The organism is Sphingomonas sp. GC_Shp_6 (assembly GCF_026540835.1).
Taxonomy (GTDB): domain Bacteria; phylum Pseudomonadota; class Alphaproteobacteria; order Sphingomonadales; family Sphingomonadaceae; genus Sphingomonas.
This window is the reverse complement of the sequence record NZ_JALNUO010000001.1, coordinates 410,527-435,123: the sequence shown is the minus strand read 5'-3', so window position 1 is coordinate 435,123 and position 24,597 is coordinate 410,527. Positions and strand designations below refer to the sequence as shown.

The window sequence follows — 24,597 nt, the reverse complement described above, 5'->3', positions numbered from 1 at the left end:
ATCAACGCGACAGGAAGACGAAGGTTGCACGTTTGCCGCACTGCGTCAAAATTGTTGCAGCGCGGCGGGCGCCTAGCCGCGCCCGCGATAGGCAGCCACCCCCTGATCGGGCAGCCAGAGATCGGCGGGCGGCGCGGCGGTCTGCCAGAACACGTCGATGGGGATGCCGCCGCGCGGATACCAATAGCCGCCGATGCGTAGCCACACCGGCGCCATCTCGGCCGCCAGTCGCTCGCCGATGCCGACGGTGCAATCCTCATGGAACGCGGCATGGTTGCGGAACGCGCCGAGGAAGAGCTTCAGCGACTTCGACTCGACGATCGTTGCGCCTGGCACATAGTCGATCACCAGATGCGCGAAGTCGGGCTGGCCCGTCACCGGGCAGAGCGAGGTGAATTCGGGCACGGCAAAACGCACCAGATAGGTGCGGCCGGCCCGCGGATTGGGAACGTAATCGAGCGTCGCGGCTTCGGGAGACGCGGGAAGCGCGCTCGTCTGGCCCAGGTGCATGGGTGTCATGATCGCGCATATAGGATGACATGACGCCAGAGGGAACGACGCTCGTACCGGTGCTCGGCGACCAATTGTCGCTCGGGCTGTCCTCGCTCGCCGGGGCGGATCCGGCGACCACCGTCGTGCTGATGATGGAGGTGTCCGACGAGACGGCCTATGTCCGCCATCACAAGACCAAGCTGGTCTATATCCTGTCGGCGATGCGCCACCATGCGCAGGCGCTGCGCGAGGCGGGCTGGCGGGTCGATTACGTCGCGCTCGACGATCCCGAGAACAGCGGCAGCTTCACCGGCGAGATCGCGCGCGCGATCCAGCGGCACGATCCGGCGCGGATCGCCGTCACCGAAGCGGGCGAATGGCGCGTGGCCGCGATGCTCGACGGTTGGGAGACGCTGTTCGGCATTCCCGTGAAGATCCTGCCGGACACCCGCTTCCTCGCCACCCATGCCGAGTTCGAGGCCTGGGCCGAGGGGCGCAAGGCGATGCGGATGGAGTTCTTCTACCGCGAGATGCGGCGCAAGACCGGGCTGCTGATGAACGGCGACAAGCCGGTGGGCGGCGAATGGAATTACGACACGCAGAACCGCAAGCCCGCCAAGGGCGACCTGCTGATGCCGCGCCCGCACGCCTTTGCGCCCGATGCGATCACCCGCGCGGTGATCGCGCTCGTCGCGGAGCGGTTCGCGGATCATCCGGGCTCGCTCGACGGCTTCGCCTATGCGGTCACCGCCGCCGATGCGGAGCGCCAGGCCGATCTGTTCTTCGCGCACGCGCTCGCCGATTTCGGGCCGTACGAGGACGCGATGCTCAGCGGCGAGCGCTATCTGTGGCACTCGATCCTCAGCCCCTATATCAATTCCGGGCTGCTCGATCCGCTCGATCTCTGCCGCCGCGCGGAGGCGGCGTACCGCGCCGGGCGCGCGCCGCTCAATTCGGTCGAGGGCTATATCCGCCAGATCATCGGCTGGCGCGAATATATGCGCGGCATCTATTGGCGCGAGGGGCCCGATTACGTCACGCGCAACTTCCTCGATCACCACCGCGCGCTGCCCGGCTTCTACTGGACGGGCGAGACCGACATGCACTGCATGGCCGAGGCGCTGGGCCAGACGCTCGCCACCGCGCACGCACACCATATCCAGCGGCTGATGGTAACGGGCAATTTCGCGCTGCTGATCGGCGCGGACCCGACGCAGGTCCACGCCTGGTATCTGGAAGTGTATCTCGACGCCTATGAATGGGTCGAGCTGCCCAACACGCTCGGCATGAGCCAGTTCGGCGACGGCGGGCTGATCGCGTCCAAGCCCTATATCGCGTCTGGCGCCTATATCGACCGGATGTCCGATTATTGCGGGCGCTGCCGCTACGACGTGAAGCAGCGCATCGGCCCCGACGCCTGCCCGTTCAACGCGCTCTACTGGGATTTCCTGGCGCGCCACGAGGACAAGCTGGGCGACAACATGCGGCTCGCCATGCCCTATCGCAACTGGCGGCGCACCGATCCGGCCAAGCAGCAGGCGTTGCGCGCGCAGGCGGCGGGGTTCCTCGCAACGCTCGATTGAAGCGCGGCCCTGTCTTCGCAAGCCAGGCGGAAAGCTCTACGGCGCGTCGGCGATGACAGGGAGATCCATATGGACGCGCTGGTGACGACGGAGTGGCTGGCCGAACATATCGGCGCGCGCGATCTGAGGATCGTCGATGCCACCTATTTCGCGAACTTCCCCGGCGAGACGCCGCGCGACGCCGCCGCCGAATACGAAGCGGCGCACATCCCTGGTGCGGTGTTCATGGATCTCGGCACGCTGCGCGATACCCACAGCGACCTGCCGATGATGCTGCCGGACGCTGCGCAATTCGCCGACAGGATGCGGCGCCTCGGCGTCGGCGACGACAGCCGAATCGTCCTCTACGACCATTCCCCGCACCATACGGCGGCGCGCGCCTGGTGGATGCTGCGCAGCTTCGGCGCACGCGACGTCGCGATCCTCGACGGCGGCTTTGCCAAATGGCAGGCGGAGGGCCGCGTGACGGCGAGCGGCCGGGAAAACCTGCCCCCCGGGGCCTTCGCCACCCGGGCCGACCGCGCGAACGTCCGCACGCTCGACCAGATGGCGGCGAACGTCGCCAGCCAGGCGGAGCAGGTCGTCGATGCCCGATCGGCGGCGCGCTTCACCGGCGAGGAGCCCGATCCGCGGCCCGCGACGCAAGCCGGCCATATCCCCGGCTCGCGCAATCTGCCGCAGGGCGCGCTGTTCGACGCCGACGGCACCTGGAAAAGGGGCGAGGCGCTGCGCCGCACCTTCACCGCCGCCGGGGTCGATCCCGACCGGCCGATGGTCGCCACCTGCGGCTCCGGCATCACCGCCGCGGTGCTCGCCTTCGGCGCGCATCTGCTCGGCCGTGCTATGCCGATCTATGACGGCAGCTGGTCCGAATGGGGGGCCGATCCTTCCACATCCAAGGCCATGGGGGCAGCATGAACGACGACACCGATCGGGCGATGGGCGACGGCACGCGCGTGGTAGGCGGCGGCCGCCGCAAGGAATGGACGCAAGGCGTGGTCAACACGCCGCTGTGGCGCGCATCGACCATCCTGTACGATTCGGTGGCGCATCTGCGCGACAGCGCCACGCGCGACACGCACCACCGGCTGTTCTACGGGCGGCGGGGCACGCCGACGCAGTGGACGCTCGCCGACGCGCTCACATCGCTGGAGCCGGGCGCGGAGGGGACGTTCCTCTATCCCTCGGGCGTGGCGGCGATCGCGGCGGCGCTGATGGCGGTGCTGTCGCCCGGCGACGAGCTGCTGTGCGTCGACAGCGCCTATGATCCGACGCGCGGGCTCGCGACCGGTCTGCTGAAGCGGTTCGGCATCACGACGCGCTTCTACGATCCGTTGGTGGGCGCAGGGATCACTGACCTGATCGGCGAAAATACCCGTGCCATCCTGCTGGAAAGCCCCGGATCGCTCAGCTTCGAGGTACAGGACATTCCCGCGATCGTCGCGGCGGCGCAGGCGCGCGGCGTCGTCACCATCCTCGACAACACCTGGGCGACGCCGCTGATGTTTCCCGCGATCGCGCGCGGGATCGACTATGCGGTGCTCGCCTGCACCAAATATGTCGTCGGCCATTCCGACGTGATGCTGGGATCGGTGACCGCCGGCCCCGGCCGGTTCGCCGGGCTGCGCGACACCAGCTTCCAACTGGGCCAAGTGGCGAGCCCCGACGATTGCTGGCTCGGCAGCCGCGGCCTGCGCACCATGGCGGTACGGCTGGCGCAGCACCAGGCGAGCGCGCTGACGATCGCGCATTGGCTGAAGGCGCAGCCGGGCGTCGCGCGGGTGCTCCATCCCGCCCTGCCCGATTGCCCCGGCCACGAGATATTCGTGCGCGATTTCAAAGGCTCCACCGGGCTCTTCGCGGTGGTGCTCGACGGTGGCGACGAGGCCGCCCGCGCCGCCCTTATCGACGGCCTCGCGCTGTTCGGGATCGGCTATAGCTGGGGCGGCTTCGAGAGCTTGGCGATCCCGGTCGATCCCGAGCGGCACCGCAGCGTCACCCGGCGCGACCATGAAGGGCCGCTTGTCCGGCTGCAGATCGGGCTCGAGGATGCCGACGACCTGATCGCCGATCTCGATGCGGGGCTGCACCGGTTCCGCGCCGCGCGCGGCTGAACGGGGCGGCCGGGGCTTGTGGCGGGGGCGCAACACCCGCGCCGTGAAACCCGCTTGCGGCCAGACGGCGCTTGTCGCGTGCGCGCGATGCTGCCAGCCTTTGCAGCACCGGGGGGTATGATCGCACGACCGGCCGGCGCGGGGGCGTCGGCCCGGCATGGCGTCGGCCTTTCCCTTGTTCGAAAGGAAGACGATGCGCCGTTCCACCCTCCTTCTCGGCTGCGTCGGCTTCGCGCTGGCGGCGCAGGCGTCCGCGCAGGACACCGCGCCGCCGCCGCCGCTGAAGCTCACCGGCAGCGTGACGCTCGTGTCCGATTATCGGTTTCGCGGCCTGACGCAGACCGATGGCAGCCCGGCCGTCCAGGGTACGCTCAACCTCAATCATTCCTCCGGCCTCTATGTCGGCACCTTCGTTTCCAACATCGACGGCACCGGCACCACGCCCGCGCTCGCCGGCTATGGCCAGACCGAGATCGATCTCTATGGCGGCTATACGCACAGCTTCCACGGCGCGACGTTCGACGGCGGGCTGCTCTATTATTACTATCCCGGCGGGCTGAAGGGCCAGAACACCGATTATTTCGAGCCCTATGCCTCGCTCGGCTACACGATCGGGCCGATCGCGGCGAAGGTGGGCGCCAATTACGCCTGGGGCGGCCAGAAGGGGCTCGATTTCACCGCGGGCAAGGACGACGATATCTATGTCTATGGCGAGGCATCGATCGCGGTGCCGCGCACGCCCGTCACGCTGAAAGGCCATGTCGGCCACACCGCCGGCTCGCTCGGGCTCGACAATCCGAGCCTCGCCGACGACAATTACTGGGACTGGTCGGCCAATGCCGAGGCGGTCGGCGGCCCGATCAAGGTGGGCGTCACCTATGTCGATACCGATATCACCGAAGCCAATCGCTTCGCCCGCCGGCTCGGCCGCGGCTCGACCGTGTTCGGCTATGTCGGGGTGAGCTTCTAGAGCGGGACGCTCGCCCTAGACCCTCTCACACTCCGTTCGCCTGCGGCACGGGCCCTTCGACACGCTCAGAGCGAGCAGATCAAGGTAACGCCGTCAAGCTCCAGGGCGGCCCCCGAAGGAGCCGCCCGGTACGATCACTTGGGCGACTTCGCCGGTGCGGGCGTCGCGGCAGGGGCCGGCGCGGCGGCACTGCCCGAGGTGGAGGCGCGGGCATCTTGGCCGTCGCCCTGCGGCGCCGCCACGATGTCGCGCGTGGTCGCGCCCTTGTCGACCACGTTGGTCTTGGGATCGCCGGCGCTGGAGCGGATGCCGGGATCGGCCTCCTCGCCGCCCGCCGCATCCACCGTGACGGATTCGGAGGCACTGCGCGGCGCCGCGCCGCCGAACAGCGCGTCGAGCGTCTGCGCCTGCGCGCTGTTGTCCTGCGGGCGGGCGACGCCCGGCGTCGGCGGGGTGAGCGCGAAATCGGGCGGGATCACGAGGGGCGCGGCGCGCGCGACGGCAAATTCGTCCGGCCGCGCGCGATCATAGCTGTGATGGGCGCAGCCCGAAAGGAGAGCGACGCAAGCCAATCCTGCGGCGAGGGGCACGGTCTTACGCATTCGGATTCTCCACAGGTACAGGCCCGGTCTTGGCAGGCGCCTTGTCGCGCACCAGGAACGCGCGGACAAGCAGGATGAGCACGCCGATGGTAATCGCGGCGTCGGCGAGATTGAAGACCAAAAACGGCCGCCATTCGCCGAAGTGCAGGTCGGCGAAATCCACCACATGGCCGAGCCGCACGCGATCGAGGATGTTGCCGAGCGCGCCGCCGAGCACGAGGCCCAGCGCGGTCTGATCGCCGAGCTTGCGTTCGCGCGTCATCCACACCGCCACGCCGATCGCGATCGCGCCGGTCAGCGCGACCAGCGCCCAGCGAGTCATGTGGCTGTCGGCTGGCAGCAGCCCCAGCGACACGCCGAAATTGGGCACGAAGCGCAAGGCGAAGATCGGCAGGATGGTGCGGACGTCGCCCAGCTCGGCGATGTGCAGCGGCCCGGTGACCGCCCATTTCGTCAGCTGATCGAGCACGAAGAGCGTGGCGGCGGCGGCGAGCCCCGCGGCGGGAATGCTACGCATCGACCACCTCCGCACAGCGCGCGCAAAGCGTACCGTCCTCGCCCACCTCGGGCAGATGCCGCCAGCAGCGCCCACATTTGTGATAGTCGGTGCGCGTGACCGCCACGGTATCGGCCGCCGTCACGCGGGCGACGATGAACGCCTCCGCCAGCGCATCGGCGGGCAGCGGCAGATCGGGAACGGTCACGTCCGCCTCCAGGCTGGAGCGCACGGCCTTCTCACGGCGCAGCGGCTCGATCGCCTCGGTCACCTGCACGCGCAGCGCGCGGACGCCGGTCCATTTCGCCGCCAGCGCGTCGTCCGCGTGCCGGTCGGGCAGCACCGGCCATTCGAGCAGATGCACGGACCCGTCCTCGCTCGGGAAACGCGCCTGCCATACCTCTTCGGCCGTGAAGCACAGCACCGGCGCAGCATAGCGCACCAGCGCGTGGAACAGCGTGTCGAGCACGGTGCGATACGCCCGCCGCTTGGCATCGCCGGGCGCGTCGCAATACAGCGAATCCTTGCGGATATCGAAGAAGAAGGCCGACAGATCCTCGTTCGCGAAATCGGTCAGCAGGCGCAGATAACGGTTGAACTCGTAACCCGTCGCCGCGGCGCGCAGCTCGGTGTCGATCATGCCGAGGCGGTGGAGCACGTAACGCTCCAGCTCGGGCATCTCGGCCACCGGCACGCGCTCGGCCTCGGTGAAGCCGTCGAGCGCGCCGAGCAGGTAGCGGAAGCTGTTGCGCAGCTTGCGATAGGCGTCGCTGGCGGTGGCGAGCACCTCCTTGCCGATCTTCACATCGTCGAAATAATCGGTGGAGGCGACCCACATGCGCAGGATGTCCGCGCCGCTCTCGCCGATGATCTTGAGCGGATCGACGACGTTGCCGAGGCTTTTCGACATCTTGCGCCCCTGCCCGTCGAGCGCGAAGCCGTGCGTCAGCACGGCGTCATAGGGCGCCCGGCCGCGCGTGCCGCAGCTTTCCAGCAGCGAGGACTGAAACCAGCCGCGATGCTGGTCCGACCCTTCGACATACAGGTTCGCGCGCGCGCCCTCGCCGTAGCGCGCCTCGACCGTGAAGACGTGCGTGCAGCCCGAATCGAACCACACGTCGAGAATGTCGCCCACCACTTCGTAATCGGCGAGGTCGTAATCGGAGCCGAGCAGCGCCTGATGGCCGTCCGCATACCACGCGTCCGCGCCCTGTTCGCGAAACGCCGCGACGATGCGCGCGTTCACCGCGGGGTCGTTCAGATACTGGCCGGTCCGGCGATCCACGAAGAGCGCGATCGGCACGCCCCAGGCGCGCTGGCGGCTGATGACCCAGTCGGGCCGCCCCGCGACCATCGCCGTGATCCGGTTCTCCGCGCGCGCCGGGATCCACCAGGTGCGCGCGATCGCGTCGAGCGCGGTTTCGCGCAGCGTGGCGCCGTTGTCGCCCGTGTCCGACGCCGCGCTTCGCGCGCCGACCTCCGCGCTGCGAACAGCCCCCGGCTGTTCGCCGATCGCGCTCCGGTCCATCGGAATGAACCATTGCGGCGTGGCGCGGAAGATCACCTTCGCCTTGGAGCGCCAGCTATGCGGATAACTGTGCGCGAAATCGTCGCTCGCCGCTAGCAGCGCGCCGACGCCGCGCAGGTCCGCGCAGATCGGGCCGTCAGCACCGACGAATTTCTTGTTGATGACCGAGCCCTGCCCGCCGAGCCATGCCCAGTCCGGGCGGTACATGCCGGCGCCATCGACCGCGAAGACCGGATCGATGCCGTATCGCTTGCAGAGCTCGAAATCGTCCTCGCCATGATCGGGCGCCATGTGGACGAGCCCGGTGCCCGCGTCGGTGGTGACGAAATCGCCGGGAAGCAACGGGCGTGGCTTGGCGAAGAAGCCGCCGCGCGCGTGCATCGGATGGCGCGCGGTGGCGCCTTCGAGGTCCTTGCCCGTGCCGGCCCAAACGACGGGGCCATTGCCCTCGCCCTGCAACCCTGCGCGATCCAGGCTCGCACTCGACAATTCCGTTGCGAACAACAGCACGCGTCCGTCCGAGACCCGGACAGCGGCGTATTCGATCTCCGGCCCATAGCTCAGCGCCTGATTCACCGGAATCGTCCACGGCGTCGTCGTCCAGATCACCGCATGCGCGCCGACCAGTTCGGGCGCGTTCGGGGCCTCCACGATCTCGAACGCCACGTCGATCTGCGTCGAGACGACATCCTCATATTCGACCTCGGCCTCGGCGAGCGCCGTCTTCTCCACCGGCGACCACATCACCGGCTTGGCGCCGCGATACAATTGGCCGCTCTCGGCGAACTTGAGCAATTCGCCGACGATCGCGGCTTCCGCCTCGTACTTCATCGTCAGATAGGGATCGGCCCAGTCGCCCATCACGCCCAGCCGCTCGAACTCGGCGCGCTGCACCGCGACCCATTTCTCGGCATAGGCGCGGCATTCGGCGCGGAACTGCGCGACGGGCACGTCGTCCTTGTTCAGCTTCTTTGCGCGATACGCTTCCTCGACCTTCCATTCGATCGGCAGGCCGTGGCAATCCCAGCCGGGCACATAGGGCGCGTCCTTGCCCATCAAGGTCTGCGAACGGACGATGATGTCCTTCAGCACCTTGTTCATGGCGTGGCCCATATGGATGTCGCCATTGGCATAGGGCGGCCCGTCGTGGAGGATGAACCGTTCGCGCCCCTGCCGCTCGGCGCGCAGCCGCTCGTAGAGGCCGATAGAATCCCAGCGCGCCAGGATCGCGGGCTCCTTGGCGGCGAGGCCCGCCTTCATCGGAAAATCGGTCTTCGGCAGGAAGACGGTATCGCGCCAATCGCGTTGGGCGTCGCGCGGGGGTTGGGAAGCATCGGTCATCGGTCGCGCGGCTTAGCGTGTGATTGCCCTGCCGTCACCCTGCCAGGATCGCCCGCGCCCGCGCGCAATCGGCCTCCATCTGCGCGGTCAGCGCGTCCAGCCCGTCGAACTTCGCCTCGGGCCGCAGATATTCGACCAGCTCGACCTCGAGCATCTGCCCGTACAGATCGCCGGAAAAGTCGAAGAAATAGGGTTCGAGCAGCTCCTTCGGCGGATCGAAACTCGGCCGGACTCCCAGATTCGCCGCACCCGCCAGCACGCGGCCATCGGCCAGCCGCCCGCGCACCGCATAGATGCCGTAGGCCGGGCGAAGATAGCGGCCGAGATCGAGATTGGCGGTGGGATAGCCGATCGTCCGGCCCACCTTGTCGCCATGCTGCACCATGCCCTCGATCCGGTAGGGCCGGGTGAGCAACCGCGCCGCGCCGCGCATGTCGCCGCCGCGCAGCATCGCGCGGATCCGCGTGGACGACACCGGCGCGCCGTCGAGCGTCACCGGCGCCACCGCCTCGGCGGCAAAGCCGTGCGCCACGCCCATATCGGCGAGCATCGCGGTCGTGCCGCGCTTCGCATGGCCGAAGGTGTAATCCTCGCCGGTCACGATGCCCTTCGCGCCGATCGCACCCGCCAGCCGATCGGTTACGAAGTCCTCCGCCGACAAGGCGGCGAGCGCGGCGTCGAAATGGAAGACGATCATGGCATCGACCCCGGCCTCCGCGAACAGCCGCGCGCGCTGGTCGAGGCTGGTCAGCCGGAAGGGCGGGGTATCGGGCCGGAAATGGCGCACCGGATGCGGATCGAACGTGGCCACGATCGCCGGCGCCCCGGCGGCGCGCGCGCGCGTCACCGCACGGCCGACCACCGCCTGATGGCCCCGGTGAAATCCATCGAAATTGCCGAGCGCGACGATCCCGCCCCGCCATTCGGCCGGAATCGCCGAGCCGCCGTCCAGACGCTCCATGCGCGCGCTATAGCAGCCGATCGCGAACGCGCGAGCGCGACGTTGCGGACGGCGGGTGGCGGGCAGGCATGAAAAAAGCGGCATGGCCGAAACCATGCCGCTCTTTTTTCCGTCGCGAGGGCGCCTTGCGGCACGCCTCGATCGCGGCCTGGCCTCAGCGCAGGCGGCGGCGCGTGGCGGCCGTGGCCCCGATCCCGGCGGCGGCGGCGCCCACGAGCAGCGCGAGCACGAGCACGAACGAGGTGCTGGCCGCGGCGCCTGCGGCGGCATCGGTCGCCGACTTGGCCTTGGCGATGGTTTCGTTCTTCGTCTGCACGAACTGCTGCTTGGCGCGATTCACTTGCGCCTGCGCCTCGGGGCGGCTGATCTTGCGCTGGGCGGCGACGATGTCGACGATCCGGCTTTCGGCCTGCTGCCCGTCGGTGCCGCCGCGCGCGAGCGCCGGCAATTGCTTGGCGATTTCCTTCTGCGCCTGTTCGGGCGTCATCTGCGCAGGGTCGCTCGGCACGTCCGACAGATAGGCCGCGGCCTCGCTGCGCACGTCGCCGGCATCGACGCCGGCGATCGATGCCGCCTTGGGTGCCGCGGCGCCGACCGCCGTGCCCGCCGCACCGGCCACGGCGCCGACGGTGCGGAACGCACCGCCGATGATACCGCCCACCGCCGAGGTGAGGAGATAAAGCGTCAGGATCAGCGTGACGCCCCAGACGACCATGCCGTGGACGAGCGCGTCGAACCGCTCGTGAACGCCCGCCACCCGCGCCGCGGCATAGCCGCCTGCGCCGAGCGCCACGATCGTCGTGATGAGCCAGTAGACGCCCGCGCCGATGCCGAACCCGGTCGCTCCCGGCGTCGTGCCGGCGACCGGATCGACCATCGTCAGGCCGATACCCGCGCCCAGGATCCCGAGCACGAGCTGCACGGCGATGGCGATGACGACGCCGCCCAGCACCGCCCCCCAGGACAGGCGGGTGGCGGTCTTGCCCGGATAAGCCGCGTCGACCGGCGAAACGCCGTTGTTCACATGGGTATTCATAGTCGCTCCTGTTGAAATCGAATGTCGGCGGCGATCAGCGCCGCCGTGGATCGGTCGCCGCAGCCCCCGCCGCGGCGCCGGCGCGCTTTTCCGCCTCGCCATGATCGCGCGCGGCATCGTCGCCGATCAGCTTGCCGATCGCCTCGTGCACCGAACCCTTGGCCGCGCGCACGACCGCGACCTCGGCTTCGGGGGCGGGCATCTCGGGGGCGGGCGTCGCGTCGCCGTTGGATCGTGCGGTCATGCGGCCGTCTCCTGATCGGTGCTGTGCGGCGTCACGCCCTCGCCGTCGAAACCGCGCGCCCGCGCCCAGGCGACCGCGGCGATCCGGCGATTGACGCCGATCTTGGCGTAGATCCGCGCCACATGGTTGCGCACGGTGTTGCCGGCGACCTCCAGCGTGCGGGCGATCCGCTTGTCGTCATAGCCGCGGCAGATGAGCGCCAGCACGTCGCGTTCGCGCGCCGTCAGATCGTCCAGCCCCGGCCCGTCGGGATCGGCCTGCGGCGCGCGCAGCCGGGCGAGCTTGTCCATGATCGACCGGCTGAACCAGCTCGTGTCCTTCATCACCGCCTCGATCGCCTCGACGAGTTCGCGCTCGGTCGCCTTGCGCCGGGTGATGTCCTGAAACGCCCACAAGACGCATTCGTCGTCGCCGAAACGGATCGCACCGGTCGAGACGATGCAATCGATGCTCGCGCCATCCTTCGCGTGGATCCGCGCTTCATGGCCGCGCAGGTCGTGGCCGCCGTCGATCGCCGCCTCGATCTCGCGCCGCACCGCGCCGCTGTCCCACAGCTCCACTTCGCCCAGCGGACGGCCGATGATCTCGGTGCCGGTATAGCCGGTCATCTGGGTGAAGCTGGCATTGACCTCGCAGAGCAGGTGCCCGTCGCGCGCCCCGATCGCCATGGGCACCGGCGCGAGCTGGAAGGTGCGGTTGAACCGCTCCTCGCTGTGGCGAAGCGCGCCCTCGGCCTTGCGCCGCGGTTCCAGGTCGGCGAAGGTGAACAACATGCAGGGCTGATCGTCCAGATCGATCGGCTGCCCGGCGACGATCACCAATTTGGTGCCGCCCTCGGGCAGCTCCAGCTCGGCCTCCATCTGCGGGATCGTGCGCCCCTCCCCCAGCCGCTCCTTCGCCAGATCGCGGCGTTCGGCGGCGCGCAGCACGTCGATGTCGTACACCGTGCGGCACAGCACCTGATCGCGGCGATGCCCGGTCAGGTCGAGGAACCCCTGATTGACCTTCACGAAGCGCAGGTCGCTCAGGCGGCAGATGACGGCCGGCGCGGGGTTCGCGTTGAACGACTGTTCGAACCGGTCCTCCGCCTCGTAGCGCGCGGAGACGTCCTGGATGATGAGCACCAGGCACGCCGGATCGCCATCGTCCGCGTCGTTCAGCACGAGGCTGCGCACCTGGTGTACCCAGCGCGGATCGGTTTCCCCGGCGACCGTCACTTCGACCACCACCTCGGAAAAGGAGTCGCCCGCCACGACGCGCTCGATGGGATAATCGTCGCCTTCGAGCCGATGGTTGTTGCGATAGCGCAACTGGAAACGATCGCGGTATTCATCGACCGTGGCGCCCAGTTCGGGAAGCGTCGCGACGCCGTGCATGGCCAAGGCCGCATCGTTCGCCCAGAGCAGGCTCTGGTCGGGATCGATCAGGATCACGCCCTCGTCGAGGCCGACGATGATCTGGCGCAGATGGCGCAGATCGGCGGTTTCGCGCAGGGTCTTGAACGATGCGGTCGCCATGGGCCGGTTCAGTCGCGACGGCCGTGGACGAACCAGGCCAGCGCATAGCCGCCCAGCGCCGCGGCAAGCGCCCAGACGACCGGCGTCTCGCGCACCGCCTCGGCCGCTACCTTGCCGCCGCGCTGCGCGCGGTCGGCCGCCTGTTCGCCTGCGGCCTTCAGCCGGTCGCGCGCCTCGCCGGCGAGTTCGGGGGCGCTGTCGATCGCGTCGCCGATGATCGCCTTGGCGCGGCCATAGCCATGCTGCGCACCGCCCGCGACCTGGTCGATCACGCCGTCTACCTGCCAGTCGCGGCTGTCCACGGCATCGCCCACGGTCTTCTCGATCTTGCCGCCGACATAGCGCGCGCCGCCCTGGAATTCGTCCTTGTTCATGATCGTCTCCGCCTTGCTCGGCATCGGCACGATCGCCCACGTCGCCGTGCGCGGTGCCGATGGATGGCCGCGGTGGTGCGGCCGGTTCGGGCGCATCAACCGCCGGAGAGATCCGGTGTTCCTAGTATTTTTCGCCGACGCGCTAGTCCGCAAATACCATCGCCAGCAGAACCGCCTGCTCTTCATAGAGTTGCTGCAGCCGCAAATGGATGGTCCGCGATCCGGCTTCGTCGGCCTTTTCGGCCAAGCGTTGGTGGTCCACCGCCCGCTTGAGCAGATAATCCCGTTCCGACGGACCGGAACGGATGACGGGATCGGGGCCGGGTTCGCGCTGGTCTTTCATGATGCCGTGCTATCATCGGATCGGCCATGGCCATATCCTCTCGAAGTACCTGCCGATTGGTAGATTGCTTCCAGGCTAGTCAGGATCGGCGGGTCGCGCGCGAACCGCTTGACCGCTTTAGGTGAAGCTTTATTGTCGTACTTATTGGGGAGAGCTGCTCGGTGACGGCCAAAGGCGCATATATCGCCGTGGATTGGGGAACGACCAACCGCCGCGCCTGGCTGATGGCCGGCGATGGTGCCGTGCTGGCCAGCGAAAGCGATGGCCGCGGCGTGCTGGCGATCGATCCCGCCGCCTATGATGCCGAAGTCGCAGGCTTGCGGTCGCGGCTCGGCGATCACCCGATCCTCGCCGCCGGCATGATCGGATCGACGCGCGGCTGGCGCGATATCCCCTATGTCGATGCGCCCGCGGATCTCGCGGCGCTCGCCCGCGGTTCGGTGGACGTGGCGCCCGGCGTCACGATCCTGCCCGGTGTCGCGCTGCGCACCAACGGCCGTGCCGATGTTATGCGCGGCGAGGAGGTGCAGGCGCTCGGCGCGACCGCCGCCGGCCTTGCGCCTGCCGACGCGCTGTTCTGCCAGCCGGGCACGCATTGCAAATGGATCGCGATGGCGGATGGCGCGCTGGCCGATTTCGCCACCGCGATGACGGGCGAGCTGTTCGCGCTCGTCAAGGCGCACGGCATTCTGGCGGGCATGCTGGACGGCCCGGTGGCGGACGGCCCCGCCTTCCACGACGGGCTGGCGCGCGGGATGCGCGCGCGCGACCTGACGGTGGCCTTGTTCGAGGTGCGCGCCGCCGTTCTGCTCGGCATGCGACCGGCCGCAGAGGCCGCATCGCTGGCGAGCGGCATCCTGATCGGCGCGGATGTCGGCGCACAGGCCGAGCTGTCGGGCCGCGACGTCCATCTGCTGGCGAGCGGTGCGCTCGCCGATCTCTACGCCGCCGCGATCGTCGCCGCCGGCGGGCGCGTCGCCGCGCTCGACAGCCACGCCGCGTTTCGCGCCGGCATCCATGCCATCCGGGAGCTCTTACCGTGACCGCACTCGACCGACGTTTCGACCAGGCGTTCGCCGCCTGTCCCCTCGTGGCCATCCTGCGCGGCATCACGCCGGCCGAAGCGCCCGCTATCGGCGATGCGCTGGTCGCCGCGGGCATCACGCTGATCGAGGTGCCGCTGAACTCGCCCGATCCGTTCGCGAGCATCGCCTTGCTCGCCGAGCGGCTGGGCGACCGGGCGCTGGTGGGCGCGGGCACCGTGCTGACCACCGATCAGGTGACGCAGGTGGCCGCCGCCGGGGGCACGATCATCGTCTCGCCCAATACCGATCCGGCGGTGATCGCCGCCTCGGTGGCCGGCGGCCTGATCTCGCTGCCGGGCTATTACACCGCGAGCGAAGCCTTCGCCGCGCTGCGAGCCGGCGCTACCGCGCTGAAGCTGTTCCCCGCCGACGCCACCCCGCCGGCGCTGCTGAAGGCGCAGCGCGCGGTGCTGCCCAAGGCGCTTCGCGTGCTGGCGGTGGGCGGCATCATGCCCGAGACGATGGCGGCGTGGCGAGCGGCGGGCGCGGACGGCTTCGGCCTCGGCTCCAATCTCTACCGCCCCGGCAAGCCCGCCGCCGACGTAGCCCGCGACGCCGCCGCCTATATCGCAGCGCTTTGAGCGGATCTGTTGGGCGATCGGGGCCGGCCATTTTGGAAGGGCGCGGCGCCTGCGGTTTTTGAACCGCAAGACCGGGATACATTGGCTCGACCGGATCGCCGGATCCGTTCGTGCTTAGACAAGCTCAGGGCGAACGGGCCAGAGTAACGTCGTCAGACTCTAGATCCGTTGATGGTGATTGTCGTTCCGCCTGCCAGTTGCGATTGACACAGGCCGACTATTAACAAGCGGTTTGAAGGGGCGAGGCTACGGCCTCGCCTTCCGTTCCGGCGGCTCTCAGTAAACGCGCTGCGCGACCAGTGCCGCCTCCGCCGCACAGGTCTTGGCGTCGGGCCTTGCCGTCTTGGGATCCGCGCGCAACGCGGTGAGTTCGGCCGCCGCCGCGGCGCGATCCCCCTGGAAGCGCGGATCGCCCGCGATCGCCGCCAGCGTCGCGGCTGCGGATACCCGGCCCGCCTCCACCGCACTGGCATTGTGGACGCCGCACACCACCCGGCTCTCCCCATAAGCACGGCCCCGCGCGAGGATCGCGGTGGCGCGATCGGGCGCGAGGCCGGCAAGCAAGGTCGCCCACGTCCAGCCGAGCGTCGTATGGCCCGAGGGGTAATCATAGCTGCCCGCGGTGTCGGCGATCGGCTCGCAGGTCGCGCCCGGATCGGCCGCGAAGGGCCGGTGCCGCCGATAATGGTCCTTCGCGATCCCCGTGGCGCCGCCCGTATCCGCCGCCGCCATGCGCAGCAGCGCGAGCATCCGCGGCGCATCGTCCGGCGCCAGCGTGACTCCCAGCGCGCAACCGAAATCGCGCATCATGTCCGCCGGCGCGGATTTGACGTCGCTGGTCGCCAGCGTCCAGCGCGGGCTGCGCTCCAAAGCGCGAGTCGCGCGGAAGATGGCGCGGTCGGCGATGTCGCGCGCATCGCCGTCCATCGGCGCGGGCGGCAGCACCGCAAGGATGTCGAACGCGCCGGGCGCCAGATACCCCGCATGCACATCCTTTGCCGACACCCCCAGCCCCGCCGCGATGCCGAGAACGGCCAGCAGGCCCGCTCCGATCACCCGTCCCGCCCGCATTGGTCGTGCTCCTGCCCGTTGCCCCGGCGCAACGGCCCGCCGGTCTTTTCCCATTGCGATATCATGTATCATCGCGTCTAGGGTACGGCATGCCGACGACCCACCCCGCGCCACCGTTCCCGCACGCATGATCCTGGTGCCGCTCGCCTTCGGCGTGGCCGCCAGCGCCGCGACGCTCGTCGGCGGCCTGCTCGCGCTTCGGCTGGAGGCGCGGATCACGATCGTGCTCGGGCTGGCGGCGGGAATCGTGCTGGGCGTCGCGCTGTTCGACCTGATCCCGGAGGCGATCGCGCTGGCCGAGGGCATCTATGCGCCGCGTACGATCCTGGCCTATGTCGCCTTGGGGCTCGGCGCCTATCTGCTGCTCGACCGCGTGCTCGACGGGATCGGCCATGCGGCCCGGCCCTGGCGCGCGCATCTGGGGCCGGCGAGCCTCACGCTGCACAGCCTCCTCGACGGCATGGGGATCGGCCTGGCCTTCCAGATCTCGCCCGCGATCGGCTGGATCGTGGCGCTGGCGGTGCTGACGCACGACGTGGCGGACGGGATCAACACGGTGAGCCTGGTGCTCGCGTCGTCGGCACGCGGCACGGCGTGGAAATGGCTCATCGCCAACGGCGCGGCGCCCACGCTGGGCGTCGTCGCCGGGCTGACGATCCGCGTACCCGGCGTGCTGCTGGCACCGCTGCTCGCGGTGTTCGCGGGCGTGTTCCTCTATATCGGCGCGTGCGAGCTGCTGCCGCGCAGCCATGCCCGCGATCCCCGACTGCGCGTCACGGCCGCCAGTCTGGCCGGCATCGCGCTGATGCTGCTGGTCACCGCCGCCGCGCGCTAGCCGACGCGGCGCGCACGCACCGGCCGCTCATGCGCGACGATCAGGAAATAGGATCCGAGCGCCCCCTTCCCGATCCGCAGCGCGGCGCCGGTCTTCAACTCCATCGGCGAAGGCTCCGTCGTTTGCCAATGCGCCGTCCCTTGGCGGATCATGCCGGCGCCACGCCCGCACGATCCGCCCGAGTCCGTCCGTTCAGATCATGCCCAACGCCTGGAGATACACTTCCAGGATCGCCTCTTCCTCCTGATATTCTTCCTTCTTTTTCTTGCGGATCGACAGGATCTTGCGGATCGCCTTAGGATCGTAGCCGCGGCCCTTGGCTTCGGCCATCACGTCCTTGATATCGTCGGCAATGCCCTTCTTCTCTTCCTCGAGCCGCTCGGCGCGCTCGATCAGGAGGCGCAGTTCGTCCGCCGCCACCTGGCCGCCGCCCATGCCGTGTTGCCGTTCGTCCGCCATCACTCGTCTTCCCCACCCGCCGGTGCGCGACCGGCCTTCATTGAAACCATGGAGCATCCCCGCCACCGGCGCGCCGCCGGGGCCGCGTCCGGAATCGGGCGTGCGGGATGCGGCCCGCCGTGTAGGCGGTTAACCCTGATCGCTCAAGCGGGCGTTCCTGGCCACGCTCGCCGCCATCCGTTCGAGCTGTTCGGCGCTGGCCTCGCCCTGATGCTCCGCCTTCCAGCGGGCATAGGGCATGCCGTAGACCACCTGCCGCGCGGCTTCGCGGTCGAGCCCTCCGGCCTCGCCCACCCAGTCCGACAGGCAGTTGCGGCAAAAGCCCGCCAGCCCCATCAGATCGACGTTCTGCGCGTCGTCGCGGTGGCGCAGATGGCGCACCAGCCGGCGAAAGGCGGCCGCCGCGGTCGCGTCGTCCAGCGTGTCGAGTTCGTCGGGCATCGTTATTATCTCGGGCCTCGGTGGTTGATCGCGCGGCGTTACGGGTTAGAGGCAGGCGCGCACAAGCCCGAAGGATAAACGGCATGACCGCCATTCGACCCCGCTCCCGCAAGGTTCGCGTGCTCGCAACGCTCGGCCCGGCCAGCAACACGCCCGAGATGATCGCCCGGCTGTTCGAGGCGGGCGCGGATGCGTTCCGCATCAACATGAGCCATGGCGACCAGGCGTCGAAGATCGCGGTGATCCAGGCGATCCGCGGGCTGGAGGAACGGTTCGGCCGGCCCTCCACGATCCTCGCGGACCTTCAGGGCCCCAAGCTGCGCGTCGGCCGCTTCGCCGAGGGCCGGATCGATCTGGTGACGGGCAGCATCTTCGTGCTCGATCGCTCGCCCGAACCCGGCGACGCCAACCGCGTCGAGTTGCCGCACAAGGAGATCTTCGCTGCGATCGAGCCCGGCGCAAGGCTGCTGCTCGACGACGGCAAGCTGGTGCTGCGCGTGACCGAGCATTCGGCCGACCGGATCGTCACGCATGTCGAGGTCGGCGGCCCGTTGTCGAACAACAAGGGCCTGAACGTGCCCGACGTGGTGGTGCCGATGGCGGCGCTGACCGAAAAGGACCGCAGCGACCTCGCCTTCGCGGTCGATCAGGGCGTCGACTGGATCGCGCTGTCGTTCGTGCAGCGGCCCGAGGATCTGTGGGAGGCGCGAAAGCTGATCGGGGGCAAGGCCGCGCTGCTCGCCAAGATCGAGAAGCCCGCCGCGATCGAGCGGCTCGAGGAGATCGTCGAGGCGTGCGACGGCGTGATGGTCGCGCGCGGCGATCTGGGCGTCGAGCTGCCGCCGCAATCGGTGCCGCCGCTGCAGAAGCGCATCGTCGAGGTGTCGCGTCGGATGGGCCGCCCCGTGGTGGTCGCCACGCAGATGCTCGAATCGATGATCAAGAGCCCCTCGCCCACCCGCGCCGAAGTGTCCGACGTGGCGACCGCGATCTATGACGGCGCCGATGCGATCATGCTGTCCGCCGAAAGCGCGGCCGGCGACTGGCCGATCGAATCGGTGGCGATGATGGATGCGATCGGCATCTCGGTGGAGGGCGATCCCGAACATGGCGACCGCATGCACTTCACGGTCACCAAGCCCGATCCGACGACCGCGGACGCGCTGGCGGAGGCGGCCAAGAACATCGCGGCGACGGTGGGGGCGACGGCGATCATCTGCTTCACCAGTTCCGGCTCGACGGCGCGGCGCGTGGCGCGCGAGCGTCCCTCGGTGCCGATCCTAGTTCTCACCCCGCAACAGGAGACGGCGCGGCGCCTGGGGCTGCTATGGGGCACGCACGCGGTCCACACGCGCGACGTTGAATCGTTCGAGGACATGGTGTCCAAATCGAAACGCATGGCGTTGCGCCAGGGCATGGCGAAGGCTGGCGACCGGGTGATCGTGATGGCGGGCGTGCCCTTCCGCACGCCGGGTTCGACCAACGTGCTCCACGTCGTCCGCATCATCGGCGACGAGCTGGAACGGCGTTAGAGCGGGGTAACGTTACCCTTTACGCCGTTCGCTCCGAGGCTGTCGAAGGGCCTGTTCCGCATGAAGGCTCGACCGCGGAGAGCGTGCTTCGACACGCTCAGCACGAACGGAGCGGGAGACGGTATCGAACCCTCAGCCCGCCTCACGCGATCCACGCGACCGGGTGGTCCGCCAGCCGCGCATCGCGGGTGAGCAGGCGGGCGCCCAGCTGCTGCGCATGGGTGAGCAGCATCTCGTCGAACGGATCCTTGTGCGCGAGCGGCGGCACCAGCGGTGCGACGCAATCGTCGGGGTGCAGAGGCTCGAGGCGCATGTCGCTTCTGACCACGAACGTCAGCGTCTGTTCGGGCGAGATCTCGCCCTTGCGACGGCCGTGACGATCGCGCGCATTCCACTTGATCCGGATCTCCCATAACGACACCACCGATACGTGCAGGCGTTCGGCGGACTCGATTGCCGCCTGTTCGGCCCGCGAGATCTTGTCGGGATACAGCATCAGCCATAGCAGGAAGTGCGTATCAAGCAGCAGGATCATGGAGCGCCGTCGGCGGGCTCGTCGTCATAATAATCCGGCCCAAGCAACGCCTTCATCCACGCCGGATCGTTGAACTCGGCCAGCCATTCGTCGTCGAGCGGCCGCTCCAACACGATCTTGTCCAGCCCCATCTCGGCGCGGACCCGCGCAAGCCGATCCCAGTCCAGCCCCCCCTTCTTCGCAGGCGGCGGCCCCAGTTGGGCGATCGGCTTGCCGTTCTTGGTGATCGTCACCTGCTCGCCGCGCTCGGCGGCGGCCAGCGCGGTGGCGAAGTGCGCGCGGGCTTCGCGGACGGACATTTCCATGGGTCGCGCTCCTTTCGTGTACACGGTTGTACACCAAACGCCGTCAGGCGCCAACCAGTCCCAAATCGCGCAACTGGCCGCGCAAGGTGGGCGCATCCACGAAATGCAGCCCGGTCATGCCGAGCGCGCAGGCGGCGTCGACATTGTCGCGCCGGTCGTCGATGAACACCGTGCCGTTGGCGTCCAGGCCGAACCGGTCCAGCGCCAGGCGGAAGATCGCCGGATCGGGCTTGGCGCACTTTTCGTCGCCAGAGACGACGATGTCGCGAAACCGGTCGAACAGGTGCGCTTCCTGCGCGCGGAACGGCGGGAAGAATTCGCCCGAGAAATTGGTGATCGCGAACAGCGGCACGCCGCGCGCGTCGAGTTCCTCGACCAATGCGGTCATGCCCGGAAGCGCCGGGCCGATGCTCTCCAGGAAGCGCGGGCCCCAGGCAGCGATCAGCGCGGCATGCTGCGGATGCGCCGCCGTCAGTTCGGCCGACGTCTCCGCGAAGGGACGTCCGGCATCATGCTGGAAATGCCATTCGACCGTGACGACGTCGCGCAGGAACGCGTCGAGCGCCTCACCCTCGGGGATGAGACGCTCGTACAGGAACCGTGGGCTCCAGTCGTAGAGAACGTGGCCGACGTCGAAAACGACGGCACGCGCCGTCATGCTCAGCCCTGGCGGGCCTTGAAGCGGCGGTTCGTCTTGTTGATGACATAGGTGCGGCCGCGACGGCGGATCACGCGATTGTCGCGATGCCGGTCCTTGAGCGACTTGAGGGAATTGCGGATCTTCATGATCGATTCGCTTCTTTGAATAGGGTTGTTCTACGGAAAGCGCGTCGCCTAGATGCGGGTGCCCACCAAGTCAAGATGCGGGAACCCGGATGCCGGGTCCGCGCGTTCCCCGTCACGGCTCCCAAGCCACCGTTCCAGTCGAAAAGGCGTATCCCATGAAGCACGGTCCGATCGCTGCCCTGGCCCTTACCGCGACCCTGCTGGCGGGGTGCACGACCGCCGGCAACCTGCCGCCGACGGAGGTACTGCGCTACCATCTGGGCGCCGATGTCGCGCGCGGCACGATCGCGGTCGCCCCGCCCGCCGATGCGGGCCCCGCAACGATCGAGTTCCAGACCTATGCCGATGCGGTGCGCGCGCAATTGCTGCAGGCGGGCTATGCCGATCCCGCGCCCGGCACGCCGGCGCAGTTCACCGCGATCGTGACGTTCGACACGCAGACGCAGGAGGGCCCGCCGCGCCGTTCGCCGTTCAGCGTCGGGCTGGGCGGCGCGAGCTTCGGCGGCAACCGCGGTGGCGGCGTCGGGCTCGGCGGCGGCGTGTCCTTCCCGGTCGGCGGCGGTGGCCGCGGGCGCGAGGTGCTGCTGACCCAATTGTCGGTCGCGATCCAGCGCGCCGACCGGACGCCGGTGTGGGAAGGCCATGCGCACACCGCCGCCGATCTGCGCTCGCCGCAATCGGCGACGCCGGCGCAGGCGGCGAAACTGGCCGCGGCGCTGTTCACGGGGTTTCCCGGTGAGTCCGGGCGGACTATCACCGTCCGATGAGCCTTCGCATCAATGCCGCCTTCGACGGCGGGAACATCCGGGTCGTCGCCATCGACGGCGATCAGGTCGATCTCGAGATAGTGCCCGATCGCGACTCGGACTTCTTCCAATGGTTCTATTTCCGCGTGGCGGGGGCTCGTGGGCGGACGCTTCGCTTCCGCATCCTGAACGCAGGCCAGTCCGCCTATCCGTTCGGCTGGCCCGGCTACAAGGTGCGCGCGAGCGCCGACCGGGTCCACTGGCCGATGATCGAGACGCGCTATGACGACGGCGTGCTGAGCTTCGACTGGACGGCTGAGGGTGATCTGGCCTGGTTCGCCTATTTCGAGCCCTATCCCATGGAGCGGCACGCGTCCCTCGTCGCGCGGATCGCGCAGGCACCCGGCGTCACCCACCGCGAACTCGGGCAGAGCCTCGACGGGCAGGCGATCGACTGCTTGACGATCGGCACGGGGCCGCGGCCGGTGTGGATCTATGGCCGCCAGCATCCCGGCGAGTCGATGACCGAATGGTGGATGGAGGGCGCGCTCGACTGGCTGATCGGCCCGGAGGCCGCGCCGCTGCTGGCCAAGGCCACCGTCCATGTCGTCCCCAACATGAACCCCGACGGCACGCGCCGCGGCCATCTGCGCACCAACGCCGCGGGCGTGAACCTCAACCGCGAATGGGCGGCGCCCTCCGCGGAGCGCAGCCCCGAAGTGCTCTGCGTGCTCGCGGCGATGGACGAAACCGGCGTCGACGTCGCGATGGACGTGCATGGCGACGAGGCGATCCCCGCCAATTTCCTCGCCGGGTTCGAGGGCATTCCCCGCTGGACCGACGCGCACGGCGCCAAATTCTACGAATATGGCCGCCGCCTCGCCGCGCACACGCCCGATTTCCAGACGGAAAAGGGCTATCCACGATCCGCGCCCGGACAGGCGAACCTGACGATGTCGACCAACCAGCTCGCCGAGCGGTTCGGCGCGGTCAGCATGACGATCGAGATGCCGTTCAAGGATCACGATCCCAATCCCGACGCGACCTATGGCTGGTCGGGCGAGCGCTCGCAGCGGCTCGGGCGATCGATGCTCGAAACGCTCGCCCAGATGATCGACGAACTCTAAAAGGCGGCGCGGTGATCGAGCTTCGCGAAGACGATCCGCGCGCACCGCATGTCGCCGCGCTGCTCGCCTTCCACCGCAAGGATGCACAGGCCGATTCGCCACCCGAATTCCGCCATTCGCTCGATGCAGACGGCCTCAGCGCGGCTTGCGTCACCTTCTGGACCGCGTGGCACGACGGCGCGCTCGCCGGCCTGTGTGCGCTGAAGGATCTGGGCGAGGGCGCCGGCGAAGTGAAATCGATGCGCACCGCGCCCGGGCAGCTGCGCCGCGGCGTCGGCCGCGCGATGCTCGCGCACGTCATGGAAACCGCACGCGCGCGGGGCTATCGCCGATTGTATCTGGAGACGGGCACCTCGCCCGCCTTCGCCGCCGCCAGCCGGCTCTATGAGGCCGCGGGCTTCGTGGACGGGCCCGTGTTCGGCGGCTATCCGCCAAGCCCGCACAACCGCTTCATGACCATTTCGCTCGAAGGATCGCCATGCCCACCCTCGTCCTGATCCGCCACGGCCAGTCCGCCTGGAACCTCGAAAACCGCTTCACCGGCTGGTGGGACGTGGACGTGACCGAAAAGGGCGCGGCCGAAGCGCGCGCGGCGGGCGCCATGATGGCCGCCAAGGGCCTGGATTTCGACCAGACCTTCACCTCGCTCCAGACGCGCGCGATCAAGACGCTCGATCTCGCGCTCGAGGCGATGGGCCGGCTGTGGCTTCCGGTGGAAAAGGACTGGCGGCTGAACGAGCGCCATTATGGCGGGCTGACGGGGCTCGACAAGGCGGAGACCGCGGCACGCCACGGCGACGAGCAGGTCCATGTCTGGCGCCGCAGCTTCGACGTGCCGCCGCCGCCGCTCGAGCCGGGCAGCGCCTATGATCTGTCGCAGGACCGCCGTTATGCCGGCATCGCGATTCCCGCCACCGAAAGCCTGAAGGACACGATCGCGCGCGTGCTGCCCTATTGGGACGCCCGGATCGCGCCCGCGCTGAAGGACGGCCAGCGCGTGCTGATCTCCGCGCACGGCAATTCGCTGCGCGCGCTGGTCAAGCATCTGTCGAACATTCCCGACGATGCGATCACCGGGCTGGAGATCCCGACCGGCCAGCCGATCGTCTACGAACTCGACGCCGCCCTCAACGCCACCGACCGCTATTATCTGAGCGAGCGTTAGGCCCGGGGGCGTTGGCGATCCTCGGCCGGATCGCCAACATCACCGTCCCGGAAAGGGAGCTGCCTCGGCGTTCAGAGCGGCGAGATGTGCAGATATTTGAGCAGGCCGAGCACGAGAAGAAGCAACGCGATCGCGGCGATGACGCCACCCACGTTGAAATTGCTCTTTACGATCTTCTCGTCCTTGTTCACGTCCGCCATGCCGATCCTCCCTGTTTGATGACCTGTTTGATAACAGGGGCGAAACGATCCTCCCGTGGCGCGGTTCCACCGCCCCATGCGCTTGCCCTGCCCGGGCCTGCTCGCTAGGCACGGCGCTCTCGCGCGGG

The 24,597-nt window shown here is 68.8% G+C and carries 30 protein-coding genes; 12 read left to right on the top strand and 18 right to left on the bottom strand.

The features are described from left to right. Nucleotides 1-72 precede the first annotated feature (72 nt). Nucleotides 73-519, bottom strand: a complete 447-nt coding sequence (gene queF, locus OXQ95_RS02270; RefSeq protein WP_242096334.1) for a preQ(1) synthase — start codon at nucleotides 517-519, stop codon at nucleotides 73-75. 20 nt (nucleotides 520-539) lie between these two features. On the opposite strand from queF, the gene OXQ95_RS02265 reads away from it, so the two are divergent. The 4 genes from OXQ95_RS02265 (at nucleotide 540) to OXQ95_RS02250 (ending at nucleotide 5,159) form a co-directional block, all read left to right on the top strand. Further along, on the top strand, nucleotides 540-2,075 hold the full coding sequence (locus OXQ95_RS02265; RefSeq protein ID WP_267378972.1) for a cryptochrome/photolyase family protein: 1,536 nt from the start codon (nucleotides 540-542) through the stop codon (nucleotides 2,073-2,075). 69 nt (nucleotides 2,076-2,144) lie between these two features. Beyond that, entirely contained in the window at nucleotides 2,145-2,993 is an 849-nt protein-coding gene (sseA, locus tag OXQ95_RS02260) for a 3-mercaptopyruvate sulfurtransferase (protein ID WP_267378969.1), read from the top strand. Next, nucleotides 2,990-4,189 carry a cystathionine beta-lyase gene (gene metC, locus OXQ95_RS02255; RefSeq protein WP_267378966.1) on the top strand — a complete coding sequence of 400 codons (1,200 nt, stop codon included), beginning with the start codon at nucleotides 2,990-2,992 and terminating at the stop codon, nucleotides 4,187-4,189. Before sseA ends, metC begins: the two co-directional genes overlap by 4 nt. Nucleotides 4,190-4,382: 193 nt before the next feature. After that, nucleotides 4,383-5,159, top strand: coding sequence for a TorF family putative porin (locus OXQ95_RS02250; protein WP_267378963.1), 777 nt, complete (start codon nucleotides 4,383-4,385; stop codon nucleotides 5,157-5,159). A 134-nt stretch (nucleotides 5,160-5,293) separates the two neighbouring features. Here OXQ95_RS02250 and OXQ95_RS02245 read toward each other — a convergent pair whose 3' ends face one another. The 9 genes from OXQ95_RS02245 to OXQ95_RS02205 all read right to left on the bottom strand — a co-directional run bounded on the left by OXQ95_RS02245 (nucleotide 5,294) and on the right by OXQ95_RS02205 (nucleotide 13,601). Continuing rightward, entirely contained in the window at nucleotides 5,294-5,761 is a 468-nt protein-coding gene (locus OXQ95_RS02245; RefSeq protein WP_242096339.1) for a DUF3035 domain-containing protein, read from the bottom strand. Then, nucleotides 5,754-6,278 carry a signal peptidase II gene (gene lspA / locus OXQ95_RS02240; protein ID WP_242096340.1) on the bottom strand — a complete coding sequence of 175 codons (525 nt, stop codon included), beginning with the start codon at nucleotides 6,276-6,278 and terminating at the stop codon, nucleotides 5,754-5,756. Before lspA ends, OXQ95_RS02245 begins: the two co-directional genes overlap by 8 nt. After that, the gene (ileS, locus tag OXQ95_RS02235) at nucleotides 6,271-9,126 is read right to left on the bottom strand and encodes an isoleucine--tRNA ligase (RefSeq protein WP_267378956.1); all 2,856 of its coding nucleotides are present in this window, start codon (nucleotides 9,124-9,126) and stop codon (nucleotides 6,271-6,273) included. Before ileS ends, lspA begins: the two co-directional genes overlap by 8 nt. A gap of 34 nt (nucleotides 9,127-9,160) precedes the next feature. Then, nucleotides 9,161-10,087: a bifunctional riboflavin kinase/FAD synthetase gene (locus OXQ95_RS02230; protein WP_267379284.1), complete on the bottom strand. Its 927-nt coding sequence runs from the start codon at nucleotides 10,085-10,087 to the stop codon at nucleotides 9,161-9,163. A 154-nt stretch (nucleotides 10,088-10,241) separates the two neighbouring features. Then, nucleotides 10,242-11,123, bottom strand: a complete 882-nt coding sequence (locus OXQ95_RS02225; protein ID WP_267378953.1) for a hypothetical protein — start codon at nucleotides 11,121-11,123, stop codon at nucleotides 10,242-10,244. 34 nt (nucleotides 11,124-11,157) lie between these two features. Next, nucleotides 11,158-11,367 carry a hypothetical protein gene (locus OXQ95_RS02220; RefSeq protein WP_242096343.1) on the bottom strand — a complete coding sequence of 70 codons (210 nt, stop codon included), beginning with the start codon at nucleotides 11,365-11,367 and terminating at the stop codon, nucleotides 11,158-11,160. Continuing rightward, complete coding sequence (locus OXQ95_RS02215; protein ID WP_242096344.1) at nucleotides 11,364-12,884, bottom strand: PAS domain S-box protein; 1,521 nt, start codon at nucleotides 12,882-12,884, stop codon at nucleotides 11,364-11,366. Before OXQ95_RS02215 ends, OXQ95_RS02220 begins: the two co-directional genes overlap by 4 nt. Before the next feature lie 8 nt (nucleotides 12,885-12,892). Beyond that, nucleotides 12,893-13,282 (bottom strand): CsbD family protein, encoded by a 390-nt coding sequence (locus tag OXQ95_RS02210; protein WP_242096345.1) that lies wholly within the window; start codon nucleotides 13,280-13,282, stop codon nucleotides 12,893-12,895. A 118-nt stretch (nucleotides 13,283-13,400) separates the two neighbouring features. Continuing rightward, nucleotides 13,401-13,601 carry a hypothetical protein gene (locus OXQ95_RS02205; RefSeq protein WP_242096346.1) on the bottom strand — a complete coding sequence of 67 codons (201 nt, stop codon included), beginning with the start codon at nucleotides 13,599-13,601 and terminating at the stop codon, nucleotides 13,401-13,403. Between the two features lie 161 nt (nucleotides 13,602-13,762). On the opposite strand from OXQ95_RS02205, the gene OXQ95_RS02200 reads away from it, so the two are divergent. Together OXQ95_RS02200 and OXQ95_RS02195 are read left to right on the top strand one after the other, a co-directional pair. Next, a complete protein-coding gene (locus OXQ95_RS02200) occupies nucleotides 13,763-14,644 on the top strand; it encodes a 2-dehydro-3-deoxygalactonokinase (RefSeq protein ID WP_267378948.1) in 882 nt (293 codons plus the stop codon). Further along, on the top strand, nucleotides 14,641-15,267 hold the full coding sequence (locus OXQ95_RS02195) for a 2-dehydro-3-deoxy-6-phosphogalactonate aldolase (protein WP_267378944.1): 627 nt from the start codon (nucleotides 14,641-14,643) through the stop codon (nucleotides 15,265-15,267). Before OXQ95_RS02200 ends, OXQ95_RS02195 begins: the two co-directional genes overlap by 4 nt. Nucleotides 15,268-15,543: 276 nt before the next feature. Here OXQ95_RS02195 and OXQ95_RS02190 read toward each other — a convergent pair whose 3' ends face one another. Then, nucleotides 15,544-16,338, bottom strand: a complete 795-nt coding sequence (locus OXQ95_RS02190; protein WP_267378941.1) for a phosphatase PAP2 family protein — start codon at nucleotides 16,336-16,338, stop codon at nucleotides 15,544-15,546. A 127-nt stretch (nucleotides 16,339-16,465) separates the two neighbouring features. On the opposite strand from OXQ95_RS02190, the gene OXQ95_RS02185 reads away from it, so the two are divergent. Further along, nucleotides 16,466-17,173 (top strand): ZIP family metal transporter, encoded by a 708-nt coding sequence (locus tag OXQ95_RS02185; protein ID WP_242096350.1) that lies wholly within the window; start codon nucleotides 16,466-16,468, stop codon nucleotides 17,171-17,173. Nucleotides 17,174-17,365: 192 nt separating this feature from the next. Here OXQ95_RS02185 and OXQ95_RS02180 read toward each other — a convergent pair whose 3' ends face one another. Together OXQ95_RS02180 and OXQ95_RS02175 are read right to left on the bottom strand one after the other, a co-directional pair. Then, nucleotides 17,366-17,608 carry a DUF2312 domain-containing protein gene (locus tag OXQ95_RS02180; RefSeq protein ID WP_267379283.1) on the bottom strand — a complete coding sequence of 81 codons (243 nt, stop codon included), beginning with the start codon at nucleotides 17,606-17,608 and terminating at the stop codon, nucleotides 17,366-17,368. 153 nt (nucleotides 17,609-17,761) lie between these two features. Continuing rightward, complete coding sequence (locus tag OXQ95_RS02175; protein WP_242096352.1) at nucleotides 17,762-18,073, bottom strand: DUF1244 domain-containing protein; 312 nt, start codon at nucleotides 18,071-18,073, stop codon at nucleotides 17,762-17,764. Nucleotides 18,074-18,156: 83 nt separating this feature from the next. Here OXQ95_RS02175 and pyk point away from each other — a divergent pair, with 83 nt between their 5' ends. After that, the gene (gene pyk, locus OXQ95_RS02170; RefSeq protein WP_242096353.1) at nucleotides 18,157-19,605 is read left to right on the top strand and encodes a pyruvate kinase; all 1,449 of its coding nucleotides are present in this window, start codon (nucleotides 18,157-18,159) and stop codon (nucleotides 19,603-19,605) included. A 142-nt stretch (nucleotides 19,606-19,747) separates the two neighbouring features. Here pyk and OXQ95_RS02165 read toward each other — a convergent pair whose 3' ends face one another. The 4 genes from OXQ95_RS02165 to ykgO are packed head-to-tail and all read right to left on the bottom strand — an operon-like array spanning nucleotide 19,748 to nucleotide 21,231. Beyond that, nucleotides 19,748-20,140: a type II toxin-antitoxin system VapC family toxin gene (locus tag OXQ95_RS02165; protein ID WP_267378931.1), complete on the bottom strand. Its 393-nt coding sequence runs from the start codon at nucleotides 20,138-20,140 to the stop codon at nucleotides 19,748-19,750. Next, nucleotides 20,137-20,445 carry a type II toxin-antitoxin system prevent-host-death family antitoxin gene (locus OXQ95_RS02160; RefSeq protein WP_242096355.1) on the bottom strand — a complete coding sequence of 103 codons (309 nt, stop codon included), beginning with the start codon at nucleotides 20,443-20,445 and terminating at the stop codon, nucleotides 20,137-20,139. Before OXQ95_RS02160 ends, OXQ95_RS02165 begins: the two co-directional genes overlap by 4 nt. A 43-nt stretch (nucleotides 20,446-20,488) precedes the next feature. After that, a complete protein-coding gene (locus OXQ95_RS02155) occupies nucleotides 20,489-21,103 on the bottom strand; it encodes an HAD family phosphatase (RefSeq protein ID WP_267378927.1) in 615 nt (204 codons plus the stop codon). A gap of 2 nt (nucleotides 21,104-21,105) precedes the next feature. After that, complete coding sequence (gene ykgO, locus OXQ95_RS02150; RefSeq protein ID WP_003046794.1) at nucleotides 21,106-21,231, bottom strand: type B 50S ribosomal protein L36; 126 nt, start codon at nucleotides 21,229-21,231, stop codon at nucleotides 21,106-21,108. A 155-nt stretch (nucleotides 21,232-21,386) separates the two neighbouring features. On the opposite strand from ykgO, the gene OXQ95_RS02145 reads away from it, so the two are divergent. From OXQ95_RS02145 to gpmA, 4 genes are read left to right on the top strand one after another with little or no spacing between them, the layout of a single operon-like run. Further along, a complete protein-coding gene (locus tag OXQ95_RS02145) occupies nucleotides 21,387-21,998 on the top strand; it encodes a DUF4136 domain-containing protein (RefSeq protein ID WP_242096357.1) in 612 nt (203 codons plus the stop codon). Then, nucleotides 21,995-23,104 carry a M14-type cytosolic carboxypeptidase gene (locus tag OXQ95_RS02140; protein ID WP_267378924.1) on the top strand — a complete coding sequence of 370 codons (1,110 nt, stop codon included), beginning with the start codon at nucleotides 21,995-21,997 and terminating at the stop codon, nucleotides 23,102-23,104. Before OXQ95_RS02145 ends, OXQ95_RS02140 begins: the two co-directional genes overlap by 4 nt. A gap of 11 nt (nucleotides 23,105-23,115) precedes the next feature. Then, a complete protein-coding gene (locus OXQ95_RS02135) occupies nucleotides 23,116-23,601 on the top strand; it encodes a GNAT family N-acetyltransferase (RefSeq protein WP_346731966.1) in 486 nt (161 codons plus the stop codon). Continuing rightward, nucleotides 23,583-24,269, top strand: a complete 687-nt coding sequence (gene gpmA, locus OXQ95_RS02130) for a 2,3-diphosphoglycerate-dependent phosphoglycerate mutase (RefSeq protein ID WP_242096359.1) — start codon at nucleotides 23,583-23,585, stop codon at nucleotides 24,267-24,269. Before OXQ95_RS02135 ends, gpmA begins: the two co-directional genes overlap by 19 nt. A 71-nt stretch (nucleotides 24,270-24,340) precedes the next feature. On the opposite strand, the gene OXQ95_RS02125 is transcribed toward gpmA, so the two are convergent. Further along, nucleotides 24,341-24,469, bottom strand: coding sequence for a hypothetical protein (locus tag OXQ95_RS02125; RefSeq protein ID WP_267378922.1), 129 nt, complete (start codon nucleotides 24,467-24,469; stop codon nucleotides 24,341-24,343). Between the last annotated feature and the right edge of the window lie 128 nt (nucleotides 24,470-24,597).

Coding starts and splice junctions, on each gene's coding strand:
- OXQ95_RS02185 (WP_242096350.1), top strand. CDS start 16,466: ATGATCCTGGTGCCGCTCGCCTTCGGCGTGGCCGCCAGCGCCGCGACG.
- pyk (WP_242096353.1), top strand. CDS start 18,157: ATGACCGCCATTCGACCCCGCTCCCGCAAGGTTCGCGTGCTCGCAACG.
- OXQ95_RS02245 (WP_242096339.1), bottom strand. CDS start 5,761: ATGCGTAAGACCGTGCCCCTCGCCGCAGGATTGGCTTGCGTCGCTCTC.
- OXQ95_RS02190 (WP_267378941.1), bottom strand. CDS start 16,338: ATGCGGGCGGGACGGGTGATCGGAGCGGGCCTGCTGGCCGTTCTCGGC.
- OXQ95_RS02155 (WP_267378927.1), bottom strand. CDS start 21,103: ATGACGGCGCGTGCCGTCGTTTTCGACGTCGGCCACGTTCTCTACGAC.
- OXQ95_RS02160 (WP_242096355.1), bottom strand. CDS start 20,445: ATGGAAATGTCCGTCCGCGAAGCCCGCGCGCACTTCGCCACCGCGCTG.
- OXQ95_RS02180 (WP_267379283.1), bottom strand. CDS start 17,608: ATGGGCGGCGGCCAGGTGGCGGCGGACGAACTGCGCCTCCTGATCGAG.
- OXQ95_RS02225 (WP_267378953.1), bottom strand. CDS start 11,123: ATGAATACCCATGTGAACAACGGCGTTTCGCCGGTCGACGCGGCTTAT.
- queF (WP_242096334.1), bottom strand. CDS start 519: ATGACACCCATGCACCTGGGCCAGACGAGCGCGCTTCCCGCGTCTCCC.
- OXQ95_RS02145 (WP_242096357.1), top strand. CDS start 21,387: ATGAAGCACGGTCCGATCGCTGCCCTGGCCCTTACCGCGACCCTGCTG.
- ykgO (WP_003046794.1), bottom strand. CDS start 21,231: ATGAAGATCCGCAATTCCCTCAAGTCGCTCAAGGACCGGCATCGCGAC.
- lspA (WP_242096340.1), bottom strand. CDS start 6,278: ATGCGTAGCATTCCCGCCGCGGGGCTCGCCGCCGCCGCCACGCTCTTC.
- OXQ95_RS02165 (WP_267378931.1), bottom strand. CDS start 20,140: ATGATCCTGCTGCTTGATACGCACTTCCTGCTATGGCTGATGCTGTAT.
- OXQ95_RS02230 (WP_267379284.1), bottom strand. CDS start 10,087: ATGGAGCGTCTGGACGGCGGCTCGGCGATTCCGGCCGAATGGCGGGGC.
- gpmA (WP_242096359.1), top strand. CDS start 23,583: ATGCCCACCCTCGTCCTGATCCGCCACGGCCAGTCCGCCTGGAACCTC.
- OXQ95_RS02250 (WP_267378963.1), top strand. CDS start 4,383: ATGCGCCGTTCCACCCTCCTTCTCGGCTGCGTCGGCTTCGCGCTGGCG.
- ileS (WP_267378956.1), bottom strand. CDS start 9,126: ATGACCGATGCTTCCCAACCCCCGCGCGACGCCCAACGCGATTGGCGC.
- OXQ95_RS02140 (WP_267378924.1), top strand. CDS start 21,995: ATGAGCCTTCGCATCAATGCCGCCTTCGACGGCGGGAACATCCGGGTC.
- metC (WP_267378966.1), top strand. CDS start 2,990: ATGAACGACGACACCGATCGGGCGATGGGCGACGGCACGCGCGTGGTA.
- OXQ95_RS02220 (WP_242096343.1), bottom strand. CDS start 11,367: ATGACCGCACGATCCAACGGCGACGCGACGCCCGCCCCCGAGATGCCC.
- OXQ95_RS02205 (WP_242096346.1), bottom strand. CDS start 13,601: ATGAAAGACCAGCGCGAACCCGGCCCCGATCCCGTCATCCGTTCCGGT.
- sseA (WP_267378969.1), top strand. CDS start 2,145: ATGGACGCGCTGGTGACGACGGAGTGGCTGGCCGAACATATCGGCGCG.
- OXQ95_RS02175 (WP_242096352.1), bottom strand. CDS start 18,073: ATGCCCGACGAACTCGACACGCTGGACGACGCGACCGCGGCGGCCGCC.
- OXQ95_RS02215 (WP_242096344.1), bottom strand. CDS start 12,884: ATGGCGACCGCATCGTTCAAGACCCTGCGCGAAACCGCCGATCTGCGC.
- OXQ95_RS02125 (WP_267378922.1), bottom strand. CDS start 24,469: ATGGCGGACGTGAACAAGGACGAGAAGATCGTAAAGAGCAATTTCAAC.
- OXQ95_RS02210 (WP_242096345.1), bottom strand. CDS start 13,282: ATGCCGAGCAAGGCGGAGACGATCATGAACAAGGACGAATTCCAGGGC.
- OXQ95_RS02265 (WP_267378972.1), top strand. CDS start 540: ATGACGCCAGAGGGAACGACGCTCGTACCGGTGCTCGGCGACCAATTG.